Genomic DNA, 18,960 nt, shown 5'->3' with positions numbered 1-18,960 from the left:
AGAGGATCAGTCCTGTTTATTTGTCTTCGACTCGCAAGATCGCCAGGAACGCCTCCTGCGGGATCTCGACCGAACCCACCTGCTTCATTCGTTTCTTGCCTTCTTTCTGCTTCTCGAGCAGTTTCTTCTTGCGCGTGATGTCGCCGCCGTAGCACTTCGCCAGCACGTTCTTGCGCAGCGCCTTGATGTTCTCGCGCGCGATGATGTGCGCGCCGATCGCCGCCTGGATCGCGACGTCGTACATCTGGCGCGGAATGATCTCGCGCATCTTAGCGGCGACTTCGCGGCCGCGATACTGCGACTGCGAACGGTGGACGATGATCGAGAGGGCGTCGACCTTGTCGCCGTTGATCAGCATGTCGACCTTCACGACGTCCGACGTCCGGTATTCCTTGAACTCGTAATCCATCGACGCGTAGCCGCGCGACACCGACTTCAGCCGATCGAAGAAATCGAGCACGATCTCCGCCATCGGGATTTCGTACGTGAGCTGCACCTGCCGCCCGTGATACTGCATGTTGATCTGCATGCCGCGCTTCTGCTCGCACAGCGTGATCACCGAGCCGACGTAGTCCTGCGGCATGTACAGGTTGACCGTCACGATCGGCTCGCGGATCTCGGCGATCCGCGCGGGCTCCGGCATCTTCGCCGGATTCTCGACCATGATCGTCGCGCCGTCGCTCTGCACGACCTCGTAGACGACCGTCGGCGCGGTCGTGATGAGGTCCATGTCGAACTCGCGCTCGAGCCGCTCCTGGACGATTTCCATGTGCAAGAGGCCGAGAAAGCCGCAGCGGAAACCGAAGCCGAGCGCCTGCGACACTTCCGGCTCGTATTGCAACGACGCGTCGTTCAGCTTCAGCTTCTCGAGCGACTCGCGCAGCGCGTCGTACTGGTTCGCCTCGACGGGATAAAGGCCCGCGAACACCTGCGGCTTCACTTCCTTGAAACCCGGCAGCGGCTCGGGCGCGGACTTCGTCGCGTGCGTGACCGTATCGCCGACCTTCGCCGCCGTCAGCTCCTTGATGCCGGAGATGATGAAGCCCACCTGCCCCGCCGACAGCGATTCGAGGTTGCGCGACTTCGGCGTGAACACGCCGACGTGCTCGACCGCGTACTGCGCGTCGGTGGCCATCAGCTTGATCTTTTCCTTCGGGCGCAGCGTGCCGTTGACGATCCGCACGAGCATCACGACGCCGACGTAGTTGTCGAACCACGAATCGATGATGAGCGCCTGCAGCGGCGCGTCGGGGTCGCCCTTCGGCGGCGGCACCTTCGCGATCAGCGACTCGAGCACGTCCTCGACGCCCAAGCCCGTCTTCGCGCTGCAACGCACGGCGTCCGTCGCGTCGATGCCGATCACGTCCTCGATTTCGGCGATCGCGTTCTCCGGATTGGCCGCCGGCAGATCGATCTTGTTGAGCACGGGCACCACTTCGACGCCGAGCTCGATCGCCGTGTAGCAGTTCGCGACGGTCTGCGCCTCGACGCCCTGGCTCGCGTCGACGACGAGGAGCGCGCCCTCGCACGCGGACAGCGAGCGGCTCACTTCGTACGAGAAGTCGACGTGCCCCGGCGTGTCGATGAGGTTCAGGTTGTAGACCTTGCCGTCGCGCGCGCGATAGGTGAGCGCGGCGGTCTGCGCCTTGATCGTGATGCCGCGCTCGCGCTCGAGATCCATCGAGTCGAGCACCTGCGCTTCCATTTCGCGGTCGGACAGGCCGCCGCAAAGCTGGATGATGCGATCCGCGAGCGTCGACTTGCCGTGGTCGATGTGCGCGATGATCGAGAAGTTGCGAATATGATCCATTCAGTGCCGATCAAGCGAAAAAGGCGCGCTCGACGACCGCGGAGCACGCCTTGTAAGTCGGTGAAAAAACGGCCTATTTTAGCCGAAAAGGCCCGCTAGGGGCGGCATTTTGGACCTCGGGCGCGCGCCCCTGGCCAGCGGCGCGCGGCGCGATCGTTCGGCGGGCGCTGCTGGCCGCGCGGCGCATGCCGCTACGGTGCGGCCGCACCCACTCTCCCCATACGTTCTTTTAGGCGCCCGCCTTCGACGCCGGCGCCGCGCGTCACGCCCCGCGCCGCGCGAGCGCCTCCCTGACCCGCGCCTCGTCGAAGCGGTGCCGGCACACCTCGACGCCGTCGAGCAGCAGCACCGGCACGTCCTCGTCGTAGCGCGCGACGAGCGCCGGCTCCGCGTCGATGTCGACGTAGTCGACGCTCGCCGAGCATTCGGCCGCGACAGGCGCGAGCGCGTCGCGCATGTCGTCGCACAAATGGCACCAGCCTCGGCCGTACAGCGTGAATCGCGCGGCGGCGCTCACTTCTGACGCGGCCGGATCGGGATGAACTGCGTGTTGTCGCCGCGCCGCACGAGCACCGCGACCGCGCGCTGCGGATCGAGCTTCGAGGCCACGTCGACGAACTGCTTCGCGCTCGTGATGTCGACGTCGCCGACGCGCAGCACGATGTCGCCGCGCTGCAGGCCCGCGCGCGCGGCCGGGCCGTCGACCGCATCGATCTGCACGCCGTTGCGCAGCTTGAGCGTCTTCAGTTGCTCGGGCGACAGGTCGCTGACCGTCAGACCGAGCGCATTGCTGCGCGGCTTCTGCTGCGGCGCCTGGCGGCTCTCGGTCTTCGCGCCCTTGTCGGTCGGGAATTCGGCGATCGTGATCGGCAAATCGCGCGACTGCCCCTTGCGCCACACCGTCACCGTCGCCTTCGCGCCCGGCTTCGTGTCGCCGACCATGCGCGGCAGATCCGACGCCGTGTCCACCGGGCGGCCGTTGAACTTCAGGATGATGTCGCCCGGCTGCAGGCCGGCCTTGTCGGCCGGGCCGCCCGGCTCGACGCTGCTCACGAGCGCGCCTTCCGCCTTCGGCAGGCCGATCGAATCGGCGACTTCCTTCGTCACCTCGCCGATCGCGACCGCGATTCGGCCGCGCGTGACCTTGCCCGACGCCTTCAGCTGCTCGGCGACGCGCATCGCCTCGTCGATCGGAATCGCGAACGAGATGCCCATGAAGCCGCCCGTGCGGCTGTAAATCTGCGAGTTGATGCCGATCACCTCGCCCTGCATGTTGATGAGCGGGCCGCCCGAATTACCGGGGTTGACGGCGACGTCGGTCTGGATGAACGGCAGGTAGTCGCCGGTGTTGCGGCCCTTCGCGCTGACGATGCCGGCCGTGACCGTGTTGTCGAGGCCGAACGGCGAGCCGATCGCGACGACCCATTCGCCGACGCGCACGCGGTTCGAATCGCCGATCGCGACGGTCGGCAGGTTCGTTGCGCTGATCTTCACGATCGCGACGTCCGTGCGCTCGTCGACGCCGATGAGCTTTGCCTTGAATTCGCGCTTGTCGGTGAGCGTCACGTAGATCGTGTCCGCGTCGTCGACGACGTGCGCATTCGTCATCACGTAGCCGTCAGGCGACAGGACGAAGCCCGAGCCGACGCCGCGGTTCTGCTCGGTGTCGGGCGCGTCGGGCGTGCTCGGCGCGTTCTTCTGCCCGCCCGGCGGCTGCGGCAGCGGGATGCCGAAGAAGCGGCGGAAGAATTCCGACATGTCGCCGTTGTCGAGGCCGGGCGGCAGCGCGCCGCGCGTATCGGCCGGCACGCTGGCCGTCGTCCGGATGTTGACGACCGCCGGGCCGACTTTCTCGACGAGGTCCGCGAAATCGGGCAAAGCCGCGCGCGGCGCGGGCGCCGTGCCCGTGGCGGCGGGCGCGGCCGTGACATTCGGAGCCGCCGTCGCCGAGTGCGCGGCAAGCGGCGCCAAGGCCGCCACCGCTGCGGCGACGAGCCTGGTGCGCAGCGAGGGATTCATCATGTCGGAAACCGGAAGGTTACTTGGAAGCCTTGTATTCTATGGCAGACGCGAACTGCTGCAACGTCGCGGGAGGCGCTTCGCCGAGAACGGTGATCCAGAAATCGCCGCGGCGCTTGACGAGCACGTGCGTCGCGCCGGTGCTGCCCGCCCCTTCCTTGCGGCTGTTCTTTTCGGCAGGCTCGATAAAGACCGAAATGGTCGCGAGACCGTCGGTGAACACGGCCTGATCGACCGGAATCGGCGGATCGCTCGCGTCGCGCGCGGCCATCGGGCGGCGCACCTCGCGGATCTTGCGGAAGCCCGCGACCGTCGGCGCGATCTGCCAGCCCTGCGCCTCGATGTCGATGGGCGCCACCGGCGGCCGCACGACGGTCCAGCCGCCGAGATTGCGCATGCCGGCCGCGATCGCAGTCTTCTGGTTCGGCGCCGCGGCGCCGAGCTGCAGCTGCGAAAACGCGATCTGCTCGAGCACGTGATCGTCGGCATCGAGCGTCTGCGAACGCAGCAGAAGCCCCGTCTTCGCGTCGGTCCACAGCTTGTACGCGAAGCGGTACGCGTCCTTCGGCACGAGTTCGACGACCTGCGCGTCGAGGCCCGCGACGCGGTCGCGCCCGAGCGCCTTCGGCTCGTAGACGGACAGCACCTGCTCGCCGCCCGCACCCAGCAGCGCGGGGAACGAATCCTTGTTCTGGCGGCGCTCGACGACGCAAAGCCGCCGCTCGGGCACGAACGTGTAGAGATCGTCGTTGTGGCGCAGCAGCTTGCGCGGCTTGCCGTCGAGGCTTTCGACCTGCTCGAATTCGCCGTCGCCCTTCGACGCGAAATGGACGATCCGGGACGACTGCACGTACGCGCCGCGCTGATACACGAACGTGCCTTCGTAGTTCTGCTGCTGCGCGGCCTGCTGGATGCGATCGAGCCACTCGGCGGCCGAGCGCCGGGTGGCCACGGGATTGTCGGGCTGCTGAGCGAAGGCGGCGGATTGGACGGACAACAGCGCGGCCGCGCACAGCAACAGCGCCGGCAGCCGCCTCCAACCGAGGATGGCTTGATTCAACTGCAACGTCCGCATCGAATTTATTGGCCTTGCGTGGTGACGGCTGTGCGAATGACCGGCATCGAACCCGTCACGACGGGCTGCTGCGCGAACTGTTGATGCGCTTCGAGATATTGATCGAGGCTCGCATCGCGAATGATGTTCGCGTCCTGCAGCGCGGGCTGAGCGGCCGACACGCGTTGCAGGCCTTGCTGCGCGGGGCTCACCGACGCAACCTGGACAGCACCCGGCGCACCGACGCGCTGCATCTGCGGCACGACGATCCACGTCAGCGTCGCCGCGGCGGCCGCCACCGCGAACGCGGGCACGACCCGGCGCCGCAGCCCCAGCAGCCGGCGCGCGACGGGCGCGGCGGCGGGCGCGAGCAGGTGCGGCTCGGCCACGAGGCTCGCCGAGAAGCGGGCCATGAATGCGCCGCTTTCGGCCGGCTCGAGCGTGAGCTCGTCGGACCGAAGCGCGTCGCCGATCACGTGATACTGTGCCCATGTCGCGCGCTCGGCGTCGCCCAGCCCTGCGAGAATCTGTTTCAGCGAAAGGCCCTCAGGCGCTTCGCCGTCGACCAGAGCGGACACGCGCTCGCGTTGCGAACACGTATGCGACTGCGTAGAGACCGACCCCATGATGCTCCCCATCTTGCACACCCCGTCGTAACACACGACTCCGTAACTAGACCCCAAGCCGCTTCGATTCGCCTCAGGCACTCACCAGCGCTTGCCTTCCGGCGTATCGAGCAGCGGCCGCAATTTTGCAGCGATCGCCTCGCGGGCGCGAAAGATCCGCGAGCGAACGGTGCCGATCGGGCATCCCATCATCTCCGCGATCTCTTCGTAGCTCAGACCTTCGATTTCGCGCAGCGTGATGGCCGTTCGCAGCTCTTCCGGCAACAGCGCCATCGCGGCGTTGACCGTTTGGGCGATCTGCTTGCTCATCAACATCGACTCAGGCGTGTTGATATCCCTTAGTTGGTCCGCATCGGAGAAAGTTTCAGCCTCTTCGGCATCCGCGTCGGTGGACGTGGGCGCCCGGCGCCCCTGGGTCGCAAGGTAGTTCTTCGCCGTATTGACGGCAATCCGGTACAACCACGTGTAGAACGCCGACTCGCCGCGAAACTGCGGCAACGCGCGATAGGCCTTGATGAACGCGTCCTGGGCCACGTCCTCGACCTCCGCGGGATCTCGCACGAGGCGCGAGATCAACCGGATGATCTTGCGGTGGTATTTGGAGACCAGGAGTTCGAACGCCGCCTTGTCGCCATTCTGTACGCGCTCGACCAGTACCTGATCGATTTCTTTTTCACTCACCTGACAAATCCGTAAACGAGGGAAGCAACGCGGAGCGCTATTGTAACGTTCCCGCTCGAGGCGCTCATGCGCGTTTGAGCCAGGGAACGGTCCCGGCCGCGTTCATGCCGCCGCGAGCGTCCCGCGCGCGGCGCGCCGGCCGAGCACGCAGAGCGCGCGGAACACGGGCGCGTCGACCGCGTCCACCGGGATCACGAGCGGCGTTGCGCGCCGGCCGCGGCCTTGCACCGTCAGCACGACGAGCAGATCGCTCCATTGCGTGCAACCGGCGATCCGACCGCGCGCGAGCAGCCGCCCGCCGCGATCGAACGCCGCGAGCACGCCCGCACCGGCATCGATCCGCAACGCGGCCGGCTGGCGCCGCTCGCAGGCGGCCCGTGCGCGCAGCGCGACGAGCGCCGCGACCAGCACGGCGAGCGCCGCCGCCCCGCCGTTGCCGACGAGCGGCGCGGCGCCCGCATGCACCGCCGCGCCGACGACCGGCACGAACAGCGCGCATGCGGCGCGCAAGCACGCCGACGCGCGCAGCACGACGTGCTGCGCACCTGCCGATGCGGCGTGGAACGGCTCCGTCAAGCGACCCCGCGTCAGACGCGCTTGAAAACCAGCGTGCCGTTAGTCCCGCCGAAGCCAAACGAGTTCTTCAGCGCGATGTCGATCTTCATCTCGCGCGCTTCGTTCGCGCAATAGTCGAGATCGCACTCGGGATCTTGGTTGAAGATGTTGATCGTCGGCGGCGACACCTGATTGTGGACCGCGAGAACCGTGAACACCGATTCGAGCCCGCCGGCGCCGCCGAGCAAGTGCCCCGTCATCGACTTGGTCGAGTTGACGACGATGTCCTTCGCGTGGTCGCCGAACGCGCGCTTGATCGCGACGGTCTCGGCCAGATCGCCGAGCGGCGTCGACGTGCCGTGCGCGTTCAGATAATTCACCTGATCGGCATTCACGCCCGCGTTGCGCAGCGCGGCCAGCATGCAGCGGCGCGCGCCGTCGCCGTCCTCGAGCGGAGCCGTCATGTGATAGGCGTCGCCGCTCATCCCGTAACCCGCGACTTCCGCGTAGATCTTCGCGCCGCGCGCCTTCGCGTGCTCGTACTCCTCGAGCACCATCACGCCCGCGCCCTCGCCGAGCACGAAGCCGTCGCGGTCCTTGTCCCACGGACGGCTCGCCGTCGCCGGATCGTCGTTGCGCTGGGACAGCGCGCGCGCCGCCGCGAAGCCGCCGATGCCGAGCGGCGACACGGTCGACTCCGCGCCGCCCGCGATCATCACGTCGGCGTCGCCGTATTCGATGAGGCGCGCGGCCTCGCCGATGCAGTGCAGGCCGGTCGTGCACGCGGTGACGATCGCGAGATTCGGGCCCTTGATGCCGAACTTGATCGACAGGTGGCCGGAGATCATGTTGATGATCGACGCCGGCACGAAGAACGGCGAGATCCGGCGCGGGCCGCGATTGAGCAGCTCGGTCTGCGTGACTTCGATCATCGGCAGCCCGCCGATGCCCGAGCCGACCACGACGCCGACGCGCTCCGCGTTTTCGTCGGTGACCTGGAAGCCGCTGTCGTGCATCGCCTGCACGCCGGCCGCGATCCCGTAATGGATGAAGGTATCCATGTGGCGCGCTTCCTTCGCCGGGATGTAGTCCTCGACGTTGAAGCCCTTCACCTCGCCTGCGAAGCGGGTCGAGAAGTTCGTCGCATCGAACTTCGTGATATTGACGATGCCGGACTTGCCGGCCACGAGATTGGCCCAGCCGTCGGCAACATTATTGCCAACAGGCGAAATCAGCCCAAGGCCTGTAACAACAACACGACGGCGGCTCACGGTAACCTCTTTTCCATTGAATGACAAAAACAAAAGCCACAGCGGCCACAGGAACCACTCCTGCGAGCCCTGTGGCTGTTAGCTCGGCCGGCGACGACGCCGACGCGATCGCGCATCCAGCGCAGCGTGTGCAAAAACTTGCAGACGGCGTGCGTGTTACGCCTTGACGTTCGCGCGAGCGTAGTCGATCGCTTGCTGAACGGTCGTGATCTTCTCTGCCTCTTCATCCGGAATTTCCATGCCGAACTCGTCTTCGAGCGCCATGACCAGTTCGACCGTGTCGAGCGAGTCCGCGCCGAGGTCGTTCACGAACGACGCTTCGTTCTTGATTTCAGCTTCGGCGACGCCCAGTTGTTCGGCGACGATCTTCTTGACGCGTTGTTCGATATTGTCCATTACCCCTCCGAGGGAAAGTTCAGATTTACAAGTGCGCGCATTTTAGCAGGTTTGGTGCTGCCCAAAATGCGCGCCGGCTTTGCGGCCAAGCATGCGCCGGATGCGCTGTCACGCATGCACGGCGCGGATGGTAAACGAATTCCGTTACGACATGAACATGCCGCCGTTCACGTGCAGCGTCGTGCCCGTGATGTAGCCGGCCTGCGGCGATGCGAGGAACGCGACCGCATGCGCGATGTCCTCCGGGCTGCCCAGGCGGCCGAGCGGAATTTGCGTCTTCAGCGCGGCCTGCTGATCTTGCGGCAGCACCTTCGTCATGTCGGTGTCGATGAAGCCCGGCGCGACGCAATTCACGGTGATGCCGCGGCTGCCGATCTCGCGCGCGAGCGCGCGCGTCATCCCCGCGACGCCCGCCTTCGCGGCCGCGTAGTTGATCTGCCCCGGATTGCCCGCGGAGCCGACCACCGACGTGATGTTGACGATGCGTCCGCCGCGCGCCTTCATCATCGGGCGCAGCACCGCGCGCGACAGACGGAATACCGCCTTCAGGTTCGTGTCGATGACGGCGTCCCACTCTTCGTCCTTCATCCGCATCGCGAGCTGATCCTGCGTGATGCCCGCGTTGTTGACGAGCACGTTCAGCGCGCCGAACTCGCTGAGCGTCGACTCGACGAGCGCGTCGACCGTCGCCGCATCGTTGACGTTCAGCACGGCGCCGCGGCCTTCGAGCCCGGCTTCCTTGAATGCGGCGGAAATGCCCTCGGCGCCCGCTTCGGTCGTCGCGGTGCCGATCACCGTCGCGCCGCGGCGCGCGAGCTCGAGCGCGATCGCGCGGCCGATCCCGCGCGACGCGCCGGTCACGATCGCGACTTGTTTGTCGAGAGTCTTGTCCATGCAGTGGTTCCGTGTTTCGGTTGAATCGGCAAGCTTGCGCGCCTGACGCAACGTCAGGCGGCGGCGAGCTTGAGCGCTTCGTCGAGCGACGCCGGATCGAACACCGACGCGCCGACCAGGTTGCCGTCGATGCGCTTCGTGAGGCCCGCGAGCACCTTGCCCGGGCCGCACTCGATCACGTGCGTCACGCCTTGGCGGGCGATGTGCTGCACGCACTCGACCCAGCGCACGGGGCCCGCCGCCTGGCGCACGAGCGCATCCTTGATCGCCTCGGGATCGGACGCCTGCGCGACGTCGATGTTGTTGACGACGGGAATCTGCGGCGCCTTCACGTCGACCTTCGCGAGGTAGTCGCGCAGCTTGTCCGACGCGGGCTTGAGCAGCGACGAGTGGAACGGCGCCGACACGGGCAGCGGCAGCGCGCGCTTCGCGCCCTTCGCCTTCGCGATTTCGCAGGCCCTCTCGATGCCCGCCTTCGTGCCCGCGATCACGACTTGCGCGGGCGCGTTGAAATTCACCGCTTCGACGACGCCCGACGCCGACGCCTCGGCGCACACCGCGCGCACCGCATCGTCGTCGAGACCGAGAATCGCCGCCATCCCGCCCACGCCGACGGGCACGGCCGTCTGCATCGCCTGCGCGCGGAAGCGCACGAGCGGCAGCGCGTCGCGAAACGCGATCGCGCCCGCGGCGACGAGCGCCGTGTATTCGCCGAGGCTATGGCCCGCGACGATCGACGGCTCCACGCCGCCCGCCTGCCGCCACGCGCGATAGCACGCGTACGCGGCCGTCAGCATCACGGGTTGCGTATTCGTCGTCAGATTGAGTTCGTCGGCCGGGCCGTCGGCGATCAGCTTGCCGATGTCCTGACCCAGCGCGTCGGACGCTTCGTCGAGCGTCTCGCGCACGACGGCGACGTCGGCGAATGCATTGAGCATGCCGACCGATTGCGAGCCCTGGCCCGGAAAAACGAATGCAAATTTCATATCGTCCCCAAATGAATCGAATCGAGCGGCGCGCACGAACTGCGCGCCGATGGGATGCGAGGAGAAACCCGTCAGAAGCGGAAGACCGACGCGCCCCACGTGAAGCCGCCGCCGACGCCTTCGATCAGCACGTGCTGGCCGCGCTTGATGCGGCCGTCGCGCACGGCGACGTCGAGTGCGAGCGGGATCGACGCGGCGGACGTGTTGCCGTGCTCGTCGACGGTGACGATCATGCGTTCCTGCGGCAGGCCGAGCTTGCGGCACGTGCTTGTCATGATACGGATATTGGCCTGGTGCGGAATCAGCCAATCGACCTGCTCCGGCGCGAGATCCGCCTTCGACAGCGCTTCGACCGCGACCTTCTCCAGCACGTTCACGGCGAGCTTGAAGACGGCCTGGCCGTCCATGTGCAGGAATGCGCTGCCCGCGACGACGCCGCGGTTCACGTTGCCCGGCGTGCAGAGAATGTTCGAGTAGCTGCCGTCCGCGTGCAGCGCACTGCCGAGGATGCCCGGCTCTTCGGACGCCGACAGCACGACGGCGCCGGCGCCGTCGCCGAACAGCACGCAGGTCGTGCGGTCCTTGAAGTCGAGGATGCGCGAGAATGTCTCCGCGCCGACGACGAGCGCCGTGCGATGCTGCCCCGTGCGGATGAAGCTGTCGGCCGTGGCGAGCGCGTATGCGAAGCCCGAGCACACCGCCTGCACGTCGAACGCGGCGCCGTTGTTCTTGATGCCGAGCTTGTTCTGCAGCAGGCACGCCGTGCTCGGGAACACGAAATCGGGCGTCGACGTCGCGACGATGACGAGGTCGATCGACTGCGGATCGACGTCGGCAGCCTCGATCGCGCGCTGCGCGGCGACGAGCGCGAGATCGCTCGTCGTCACGTCGGGCGCGGCGAAGTGCCGCGCGTGGATGCCCGTGCGCGCGACGATCCACTCGTCGCTCGTCTCGATGCCATCCTTCGCGAGACGAGCGGCGAGTTCTTGATTCGTGACGCGGTCGGGCGGCAAGTAGCTACCCGTGCCGAGCACGCGGGAATAGAGGGTCGATTGGGCCATTATGTCTTCGAGGAAAGCGCGGCGGAGGGCTCGGCTGGCTGGCCTGCGGACGGACTCGCCTGCCCCGCTCCGCCCGCGTCGCGACCGCTTTCGCCAAGCGGCGCGGCGTTTTCCGCCATCGCTCGCGAAAGACGCTCCAGCACGCCATTTTTGACGGCATCATACCCGCGTTTGACCGCCCACTCAAACGCGTACGCGTCGGCGGAGCCATGGCTCTTGATGACGAGACTGCGCAAGCCGAGCAGCGCCGCGCCGTTGTACTGGCGATGATCGACCCGCTTCTTGAAGCGCAGCAGCACGGGCAGCGCGAGAAACGCCATCAGCTTCGACAAAAGCGAGCGGCTGAACTCTTCCTTGATGATGTCCGCGAGCATCTGCGCGAGGCCCTCGGACGTCTTCAATGCAACGTTGCCAACGAAGCCATCGCAGACGATCACGTCGACAGTGCCCTTGTAGATGTCGTTTCCTTCGACGTTGCCGCGAAAATTCAACGTGCTCGCGCGCAATAGCTCGCCAGCGCGCTTGATTGTTTCGTTGCCCTTGATGATCTCCTCGCCGATGTTGAGAAGACCGATCGTCGGCCGCTCCTTGCCCTCGAGCGCCGCGACGAGCGCGTGCCCCATTTCGGCGAACTGCAGCAGGTGCTGCGGCTCGCAGTCGACGTTCGCGCCGAGGTCGAGCATCATCGTGTAGCCCGTCGGATTCGGCAGCGCGAACGCGATCGCGGGCCGCTCGATGCCGGGCAACGTCTTCAGCACGTAGCGCGACACCGCCATCAGCGCGCCGGTGTTGCCGGCGGAGATGCACGCCTGCGCCTCGCCTTCCTTCACGTGATTGAGGGCGACGCGCATCGAAGAGTCCTTCTTCTTGCGCAGCGCCACTTCGACGGGATCGTCCATCGCGACCACTTCGGTGGCCGGCACGACGGACAGCGCAGGCTCGTCGAGCGCCTTGCACTTCTTGAGTTGCGCCCGGATCGCGCTTTCGATGCCGACGAGCATCAGGTGCGCGTCGGGATGCGACCGAACGAACTTGACTGCCGCGGAAACGGTCACGGACGGGCCGTGGTCGCCTCCCATGCAATCGATTGTGAGCTTTACAGTCATGGAATGCGACGAATTTCAGGCACAAAAAAGCGGCAGTTGAATGCCGCCTTCTTGTTGAGCCAGGAAAGTGTCAAGCGAACCGGTTGTCGCGCGACGAGCCTGAATGGCCATCAGACGCGCGCCACGGAGACGGAAACGCTTAGTCGTTCTTCGTCTTGACGACTTTCTTGCCGCGATAGTAGCCGTTCGGGCTGATATGGTGACGCAGATGCACTTCACCCGTGCTCGGCTCGACGGCGAGCGGCGAGGTCGTCAGGAAATCGTGCGAACGATGCATGCCGCGCTTCGACGGCGACTTCTTGTTTTGTTGAACTGCCATGACTAACTCCTAAAAATTTTCCGGATTCTAACACAGCCCGATCCGGCGCTTGCTACCCCGGCCCTGCGGCCTCACGCCTTCCCGCGCCCCAACTGCTTAGTGTTTGCCGCCGTCCCCGCCCTTTTTCAGCGCTTCGAGCGCCGCGAACGGATTCGGCCTGTCGCTTTCGCCCGCCGGTTCGTCGGACGTATCGTCCGTATCGGCCGCTGGACCGCTCACGCCCGACACGAGGCTTTCGTGCACCGCCGGACAAACGTCGTGCTTCGGCACGAGCGGCAGCGAAAGCAGCAACTCCTCTTCGATCAATTCGACGAGATCGAACTGGCGCGAGCCGACGATCACATCGACGTCATCTTCGTCGAGCGGAAATTCGTCCGCCTCTTCCTCGGAGGCGACGATCCGGTACACGACGTCGATGTCGAACGACTGCCGGTACGGCGTCACGCAGCGCTGGCACTCGAGCCACGCGGCACCGTGCAGCGCGAGCCGCAGATAAGGCTGTTGCCCCTCGGCGCCGTCGTCCTGCAGCTCGGGCTGCGTCGAACCCTCGGCCTGCCAGGTGAATACGGTGTCGCGGTCTGGCGCGTCCGCCGGCACTTCGTTTAACATGCGCGGCAACTGCGAAAGCCGGACGGCACCCGCCGCCTGCCGAGCGCTGCGCGCAAATTCGAACAGATCGATCGCATGCGGATCGAGCGAAACCGCAGGCTTACCTGAAGACGGATTCATGTGCGCTCCTGCCGTATCAACCCTCGGTACAACTCGTCGTTCGTGCAGGCGGCCCGCGCACCACGCGCCCGATGCGTGGCGCACGATGCGCACGCCCGATGTGTACGTACGCCGATGGGACGCATCGGGCCGTGGTCGGGCACTCGCAAAAACCCTGCCGATGAAAAGCGCAAGAGCATACCCGTTTTATCTTTTCGAGTCAAATACTTAAGGCATCACCGAACACACCCCCGCCGAGCGCCCGCGTGCCGCGCGGCGGAGGCCATTCCTTCACATCCGATCTTTCGAACCGACCGATACCCGACACCATCATGCCGGACAACGCTTCCAGCCCGCCGCGGCTGATCCTCGCCTCCAGCTCCCGCTACAGGCGCGAGCTCCTCGAACGCCTGCGCGTGCCGTTCGACGTCATCACGCCCGAAGTCGACGAAACGCCGCTGCCGGACGAAACGCCGTCGGCGACCGCGCTGCGGCTCGCCGCCGCGAAGGCGCGCGCCGCGGCCGAACGCGCCCGAGCGCCTCACGGCGCGCTCGTGATCGGCTCCGATCAGGTCGCGACCTTCGACGGGCTGCAGATCGGCAAGCCGGGCACGCATGAGCGCGCGCTCGCGCAACTGCAGGCGATGCGCGGCCGCGAGGTCGAATTCCACAGCGCGCTTTGCCTGTACGACAGCCGCTCGGGCGCGACGCAGATCGAAGACGTGGTGACGCGCGTACGGTTCCGCACGCTGACCGACGTCGAACTCGACGCCTATTTGCGCGCGGAGACGCCGTACGACGTCGCGGGCAGCGCGAAATCGGAAGGGCTCGGCATCGCGCTTCTCGACGCGATCGACTCCGACGATCCGACCGCGCTCGTCGGCCTGCCGCTCATCGCGCTCACGCGGATGCTGCGCGCGGCGGGCTATCCCCTCTTCGGCGCGCGGGCGCCGGCTTCCGGCGGAGCGAACGGACGATGACGGCAGGCACGCTTTATCTGATCCCGAACACGCTCGGCGAAGGCGAAGGCGACGCCGAGATGCTCGCCGCCGTACTGCCCGCCGCCGTGCAGGCGCGCGCCGCGTCGCTCGGCTATTACATCGGCGAGAACGCGAAGACGACGCGCGCGTTCCTGAAGAAAATCGGCACCGAGCGGCCGATCCAGGAAATCGAGATCCGCGAGCTGAACGTGAAGACGCCCGCGGGCGAGATCGGCAAGCTGCTCGCGCCCGTGCTCGCCGGCGCCGACGCCGGGCTCGTGTCGGAAGCCGGCTGCCCCGCCGTCGCCGATCCGGGCGCGCTGCTCGTGCGGCGCGCGCACGAGCGCGGCGTGAAGGTCGTGCCGCTCGTCGGGCCGAGCTCGATCCTGCTCGCGCTGATGGCGTCCGGCCTGAACGGCCAGAGCTTCGCGTTCCACGGCTATCTGCCCGTCGACGCCGCCGCGCGCGCGAAGCGCCTGCGCGAGCTCGAGCAGCAGTCGCGCAAGGCGAATCAGACGCAAATCTTCATCGAGACCCCGTACCGCAATCACGCGATGCTCGATGCGCTCGTCGCGACGTGCGCGCCGTCGACGCTCGTATGCGTCGCGGCCGACCTCACGCTGCCGACCGAGACGATCGCGAGCCGCTCGGCCGCAGAATGGAAAAAGGCGCCCGTGCCCGATTTGCACAAGCGCCCTGCGATTTTCCTGCTGCTCGCGAACTGAGCGCGGCGGACCGCGCCGTCAGCGCAGCTTCAGCTCGCCGCCGGCCACGGCCGCCTTCAGCGCGGCCTTGCCGACCGCCGCGCCGAAGCGGCGCGCGACGCGATCGGTCAGGCTTTCCTTGACCGTGTAGTCGACGAGATCGGGCGCCTTCAGCACGTCGCGCGCGACGGTATCGGTCGTCCCGTAATCGTCGGCGAGGCCGAGCTCGATGCTCTTCGCGCCCGTCCAGAAAAGCCCCGAGAAGATCTCCGGCGAGTCGTGCAGCCGCGCGCCGCGGCCGTCCCTCACCGCCTTGATGAACTGCTCGTGGATCTGGTCGAGCATCTCTTGCGCGTGCGCGTCCATCTTCGCCGTCTCCGGCGAGAACGGATCGAAGAAGCCCTTGTTCTCGCCCGACGTGTGCAGCCGCCGCTCGACGCCGAGCTTGCCCATCAGCCCGGTGAAGCCGAAGCCGTCCATCAGCACGCCGATCGAGCCGACGATGCTCGCCTTGTCGACGTAGATCTTGTCGGCCGCCGCCGCGATGTAGTAGCCGCCCGACGCGCACATGTCGGAGACGACGACGTAGAGCGGCTTCGCCGGATACTTCTTGCGCAGCCGGCGGATCTCGTCGTAGACGATGCCCGCCTGCACCGGGCTGCCGCCCGGGCTGTTGATGCGCAGCACGACGCCCACCGTGCCCGAATCCTCGAACGCGCTGCCGAGCGCCGTGTTGATGTCCTCGGCGTTCGCGTTGGTGCTCGCCGCGATTTCGCCGTCGATCGTCACGACGGCCGTGTGGCGTCCGCTCGCGAGCTTGCTGCCGTCGCCGGACACGCTGAGGAACGCGAACGCGAGCACGGCGAGCACGACGAGGAACGCGAAGCGGAAGAATATCCGCCAGCGCCGTGCGGCGCGCTGCTCCTTGATCGCCGCGAGGGCGACGCGCTCGAGCACCGCGCGCTCCCAGTTTGGTTCGCGAGCGGCGGCGCTCGCCGCGGAAGAGGAAGACGGATCGGGCGGATTGATTTGATCGGACATGCGTGAAAGTCAGTGGTCAGAAGAGGCCGGGCGCAGATCGCCGTCGGGCAGCCAGAACACCGCGCGGCCGCCCGGCGTATCCCGCTCGTCGACCTGAACGGCGCGCAGCCGCGCGCCGCGGCACGGGCCGCCGACGCACTTGCCCGTCTCCGGCTCGTAGATCGCGCCGTGCGTCGCGCACATCAAGTATAAGCCCGACGATTCGAAGAACTGGCCCTCGGCCCAGTCTAGTTCCATCGGCACGTGCGCGCAGCGGTTCAGGTAACCGTACGCGCGCCCCTCGTAGCGCACGAAGAACACGACGGCAGGCTCGCCGCGCAGCGTCGCGTCGACCCGCACGCCCTCGCCGCCGTCGACGAGCGCGTCGGCCGCGCAGACGAAGCGCGCGTCGCCGCCGCCCGTCATGCGTGCTCCCGCAGCCAGCCGGCGAGCGCCGCGACGTCGGGCGCGACGAAGCGCGGCGACAGCGCCGCGAGCGCGTCGGCCGAATGCGCGCCGTACGCGACGCCGATGCCCGCCGCGCCCGCGCTCGCCGCCATCTGCAGGTCGTGCGTCGTGTCGCCGATCATCACGGTGCGCGCCAGATCCTGCCCCAATTCGCGCGACAGCTCCTGCAGCATCGCCGGATGCGGCTTGGAGAACGTTTCGTCCGCGCAGCGCGTGCCGTCGAAGAGGCTCGTGAGCTTCGCCTGGTCGAGCGCGCGGTTCAGGCCGACGCGCCCCTTGCCCGTCGCGACGGCGAGCAGGTAGCCGGTGTCGCGCAGTTCCTCGAGCATCTCGCGCACGCCGGCGAACAGCTCGATGCGCTGGTCCTTGACGAAATAGTGGAACCGGTAGCGTTCGGCGAGCCGCGGATAGTCGGCGGTATCGAGGCTCGGCGCGGTCACGGCGAGCGCGTCGCGCAGGCCGAGCCCGATCACGTAGCGGGCGGCCTCGTCGGATGGCACGGGCACGCCGAGATCGCGGCACGCGGCCTGGATGCTTTGCGCGATGTGCGCGGTCGAATCCATCAGCGTGCCGTCCCAGTCGAAGACGATCAGATCAAATTGCTGTCGGGCCATGCGTGTCACGCGTGTTCGCGCAAGTCGGTGAGTTGGTCGAGAAATTGCCGGCACTCGGCGGGCAGCGGCGCGTCGAACTGCAGCGGCTCGCCCGTCAGCGGGTGCGCGAGGCGCAGCCGGTGAGCGTGCAGGAACATCCGCTTGATCGACGGCACCGCGCTCGCGCGCGCGAGCGTCTTGTTCAGCGCGAAATCGCCGTACTTCGCGTCGCCGACGATCGGCAGGCCCAGATGAGCGAGGTGCACGCGAATCTGATGGGTCCGACCCGTTTTGAGTTCCGCCTCGACGAGCGCATAGCCCGGCCAGCGGTCGACGAGATTGAACACCGTGTGCGACGGCAGCCCGTCTTCCTGGACGCGCACGCGCCGCTCGCCGTCGGGCGTCGAGTACTTGAAGAGCGGCGCCTTCACCGCGCGGCGGCGGCCCCAGTCCGCCGCCCAGTCGCCGTGCACGCATGCGTAGTAGCGCTTGTCCATCCGGTTGTCGCGGATCTGCTCGTGCAGCCCGACGAGCGCCGAACGCTTCTTCGCGAGCATCAGGATGCCCGACGTCTCGCGATCGAGCCGGTGCGCGAGTTCGAGGAACTTCGCGTGCGGCCGCGCATGGCGCATCTGCTCGATCACGCCGAACGCAACCCCGCTGCCGCCATGCACGGCGACGCCCGCCGGCTTGTTGAGCGCGATGATCGCGTCGTCCTCGAACAGGATCTCGAATTCCGCGGCGGGCACGGGCGCGGGACCGGCCGCGCGCGCGAGGTCGGCCGCCGCGACGCGCACGGGCGGCACGCGCACGACGTCGCCGAACGCGAGCCGGTACTGCGCATCGATCCGGCCCTTGTTCACACGGACTTCGCCGCTGCGCAGAATCCGGTAAATGTGACTCTTCGGCACGCCCTTGCAGACGCGCAGCAGGAAATTATCGATGCGCTGCCCGGCGGCGTTTTCGTCGATCTCGATGAGCGAAACCTGGCCGCTTGCGACCGAATTATGGGATTTTTTGCCTAACTCATTCATACTGAATATAATTTTGCGCAGCTTTCCGTAATGGAGCGGCCTGATCGGCCGGTTTTCGGGCGGACTGCGTGAGGCGCAAGCGCAAACTGTTATTTTACTTGCGCCCGGGGCGTGCTGCTCGTCCTCACGAAATGAAAGCAGCAAGTTGCACGCACGGCACCCCGCTCTGGCAGGGATCGCGCCCACAGGCGGATTCGGTCGGAGCCGTGCCGCGGTAACGGAATGTTGGACAAAAAGAATTTGTTGGGAGCTGCGGCGCGGCGCGATGTTAGCCCGGCGCGGCTCCCTGTTGCGAATAGAACGGCGTGCGCCCGATGTGGTTCCGCAAGAGCGCGGAGCTTGGCGACGTCAAAACCAAGGAAGGAACACCCCAGGCGGGAAAGTCGGGCTGGATTCGATACTCCCCGCTGCGGCCGAGCCGCAGCATATGCCGCCACCCGGCGCCGCGCGCACTTTGCGCCGCGCCCCGCGGCAGTGCCCGGTCGGAGGCTTAGCGCGCCCTGCGGCGCGCGGAGTGTCGACGCCGTGTGCTTTGAAGCCGTGTTCGCAGGCGCCCTCTGGCCGCGGCCCGTCGTATGGGCTCGCGCCTCATCAGGCCATTCTCCCGCCATCATTCCCGCTCCAGCGTGCTCGTGACAACACAACAAGGCGCGGCCTGACGTCGTCCCGCGCTCC

Annotated in this window: 21 protein-coding genes; 2 read left to right on the top strand and 19 right to left on the bottom strand. The window is 67.0% G+C overall.

Annotated elements, in window-relative coordinates; translation table 11 throughout:
- Window positions 1-16: 16 nt before the first annotated feature.
- The 15 genes from lepA to X946_RS18160 all read right to left on the bottom strand — a co-directional run bounded on the left by lepA (window position 17) and on the right by X946_RS18160 (window position 13,507).
- The gene (gene lepA / locus X946_RS18230) at window positions 17-1,810 is read right to left on the bottom strand and encodes a translation elongation factor 4 (protein ID WP_038750333.1); all 1,794 of its coding nucleotides are present in this window, start codon (window positions 1,808-1,810) and stop codon (window positions 17-19) included.
- 262 nt (window positions 1,811-2,072) lie between these two features.
- Window positions 2,073-2,327, bottom strand: a complete 255-nt coding sequence (locus tag X946_RS18225; RefSeq protein WP_038750331.1) for a glutaredoxin family protein — start codon at window positions 2,325-2,327, stop codon at window positions 2,073-2,075.
- Window positions 2,324-3,832 carry a DegQ family serine endoprotease gene (locus tag X946_RS18220; RefSeq protein WP_038750329.1) on the bottom strand — a complete coding sequence of 503 codons (1,509 nt, stop codon included), beginning with the start codon at window positions 3,830-3,832 and terminating at the stop codon, window positions 2,324-2,326. The genes X946_RS18225 and X946_RS18220 overlap by 4 nt, the downstream gene beginning before the upstream one ends.
- Window positions 3,833-3,848: 16 nt before the next feature.
- Window positions 3,849-4,904, bottom strand: coding sequence for a MucB/RseB C-terminal domain-containing protein (locus X946_RS18215; protein WP_038750327.1), 1,056 nt, complete (start codon window positions 4,902-4,904; stop codon window positions 3,849-3,851).
- Between the two features lie 5 nt (window positions 4,905-4,909).
- Window positions 4,910-5,509, bottom strand: a complete 600-nt coding sequence (locus X946_RS18210) for a sigma-E factor negative regulatory protein (RefSeq protein ID WP_038750325.1) — start codon at window positions 5,507-5,509, stop codon at window positions 4,910-4,912.
- Between the two features lie 81 nt (window positions 5,510-5,590).
- Window positions 5,591-6,190, bottom strand: a complete 600-nt coding sequence (gene rpoE, locus X946_RS18205; protein ID WP_038750323.1) for an RNA polymerase sigma factor RpoE — start codon at window positions 6,188-6,190, stop codon at window positions 5,591-5,593.
- 102 nt (window positions 6,191-6,292) lie between these two features.
- Window positions 6,293-6,766: a hypothetical protein gene (locus X946_RS18200; RefSeq protein WP_038750322.1), complete on the bottom strand. Its 474-nt coding sequence runs from the start codon at window positions 6,764-6,766 to the stop codon at window positions 6,293-6,295.
- An 11-nt stretch (window positions 6,767-6,777) separates the two neighbouring features.
- Window positions 6,778-8,016 carry a beta-ketoacyl-ACP synthase II gene (fabF, locus tag X946_RS18195; RefSeq protein WP_038750320.1) on the bottom strand — a complete coding sequence of 413 codons (1,239 nt, stop codon included), beginning with the start codon at window positions 8,014-8,016 and terminating at the stop codon, window positions 6,778-6,780.
- A gap of 156 nt (window positions 8,017-8,172) precedes the next feature.
- Window positions 8,173-8,412, bottom strand: coding sequence for an acyl carrier protein (acpP, locus tag X946_RS18190; protein WP_004197638.1), 240 nt, complete (start codon window positions 8,410-8,412; stop codon window positions 8,173-8,175).
- 144 nt (window positions 8,413-8,556) lie between these two features.
- Complete coding sequence (gene fabG, locus X946_RS18185) at window positions 8,557-9,306, bottom strand: 3-oxoacyl-ACP reductase FabG (RefSeq protein WP_038750318.1); 750 nt, start codon at window positions 9,304-9,306, stop codon at window positions 8,557-8,559.
- Window positions 9,307-9,359: 53 nt separating this feature from the next.
- On the bottom strand, window positions 9,360-10,292 hold the full coding sequence (gene fabD / locus X946_RS18180) for an ACP S-malonyltransferase (RefSeq protein WP_038750315.1): 933 nt from the start codon (window positions 10,290-10,292) through the stop codon (window positions 9,360-9,362).
- A gap of 71 nt (window positions 10,293-10,363) precedes the next feature.
- Window positions 10,364-11,353 carry a beta-ketoacyl-ACP synthase III gene (locus X946_RS18175; protein WP_038750313.1) on the bottom strand — a complete coding sequence of 330 codons (990 nt, stop codon included), beginning with the start codon at window positions 11,351-11,353 and terminating at the stop codon, window positions 10,364-10,366.
- Window positions 11,353-12,459: a phosphate acyltransferase PlsX gene (plsX, locus tag X946_RS18170; RefSeq protein WP_038750311.1), complete on the bottom strand. Its 1,107-nt coding sequence runs from the start codon at window positions 12,457-12,459 to the stop codon at window positions 11,353-11,355. The genes X946_RS18175 and plsX overlap by 1 nt, the downstream gene beginning before the upstream one ends.
- Window positions 12,460-12,598: 139 nt before the next feature.
- On the bottom strand, window positions 12,599-12,778 hold the full coding sequence (gene rpmF / locus X946_RS18165; RefSeq protein ID WP_004192741.1) for a 50S ribosomal protein L32: 180 nt from the start codon (window positions 12,776-12,778) through the stop codon (window positions 12,599-12,601).
- 96 nt (window positions 12,779-12,874) lie between these two features.
- Window positions 12,875-13,507, bottom strand: coding sequence for a DUF177 domain-containing protein (locus X946_RS18160; RefSeq protein WP_038750309.1), 633 nt, complete (start codon window positions 13,505-13,507; stop codon window positions 12,875-12,877).
- Window positions 13,508-13,818: 311 nt separating this feature from the next.
- On the opposite strand from X946_RS18160, the gene X946_RS18155 reads away from it, so the two are divergent.
- Both X946_RS18155 and X946_RS18150 read left to right on the top strand, forming a co-directional pair.
- On the top strand, window positions 13,819-14,466 hold the full coding sequence (locus X946_RS18155; protein ID WP_038750307.1) for a Maf-like protein: 648 nt from the start codon (window positions 13,819-13,821) through the stop codon (window positions 14,464-14,466).
- Entirely contained in the window at window positions 14,463-15,191 is a 729-nt protein-coding gene (locus tag X946_RS18150) for an SAM-dependent methyltransferase (RefSeq protein ID WP_038750305.1), read from the top strand. Before X946_RS18155 ends, X946_RS18150 begins: the two co-directional genes overlap by 4 nt.
- A gap of 18 nt (window positions 15,192-15,209) precedes the next feature.
- Here the strand turns inward: X946_RS18150 and X946_RS18145 are convergent, their stop codons facing one another.
- From X946_RS18145 to X946_RS18130, 4 genes are read right to left on the bottom strand one after another with little or no spacing between them, the layout of a single operon-like run.
- Window positions 15,210-16,211 (bottom strand): S49 family peptidase, encoded by a 1,002-nt coding sequence (locus tag X946_RS18145; protein WP_038750303.1) that lies wholly within the window; start codon window positions 16,209-16,211, stop codon window positions 15,210-15,212.
- A gap of 9 nt (window positions 16,212-16,220) precedes the next feature.
- Entirely contained in the window at window positions 16,221-16,616 is a 396-nt protein-coding gene (locus X946_RS18140) for a Rieske (2Fe-2S) protein (RefSeq protein ID WP_038750301.1), read from the bottom strand.
- The gene (locus tag X946_RS18135; protein WP_038750300.1) at window positions 16,613-17,272 is read right to left on the bottom strand and encodes an HAD-IA family hydrolase; all 660 of its coding nucleotides are present in this window, start codon (window positions 17,270-17,272) and stop codon (window positions 16,613-16,615) included. Before X946_RS18135 ends, X946_RS18140 begins: the two co-directional genes overlap by 4 nt.
- A gap of 5 nt (window positions 17,273-17,277) precedes the next feature.
- Entirely contained in the window at window positions 17,278-18,285 is a 1,008-nt protein-coding gene (locus X946_RS18130) for an RluA family pseudouridine synthase (protein WP_038750298.1), read from the bottom strand.
- Window positions 18,286-18,960: the final 675 nt, after the last annotated feature.

Source organism: Burkholderia sp. ABCPW 111 (genome assembly GCF_000773065.1).
Lineage (GTDB): Bacteria > Pseudomonadota > Gammaproteobacteria > Burkholderiales > Burkholderiaceae > Burkholderia > Burkholderia savannae.
Note: the sequence above shows the minus strand (reverse complement) of the source record. Positions and strands in the feature narration are given on the sequence as shown.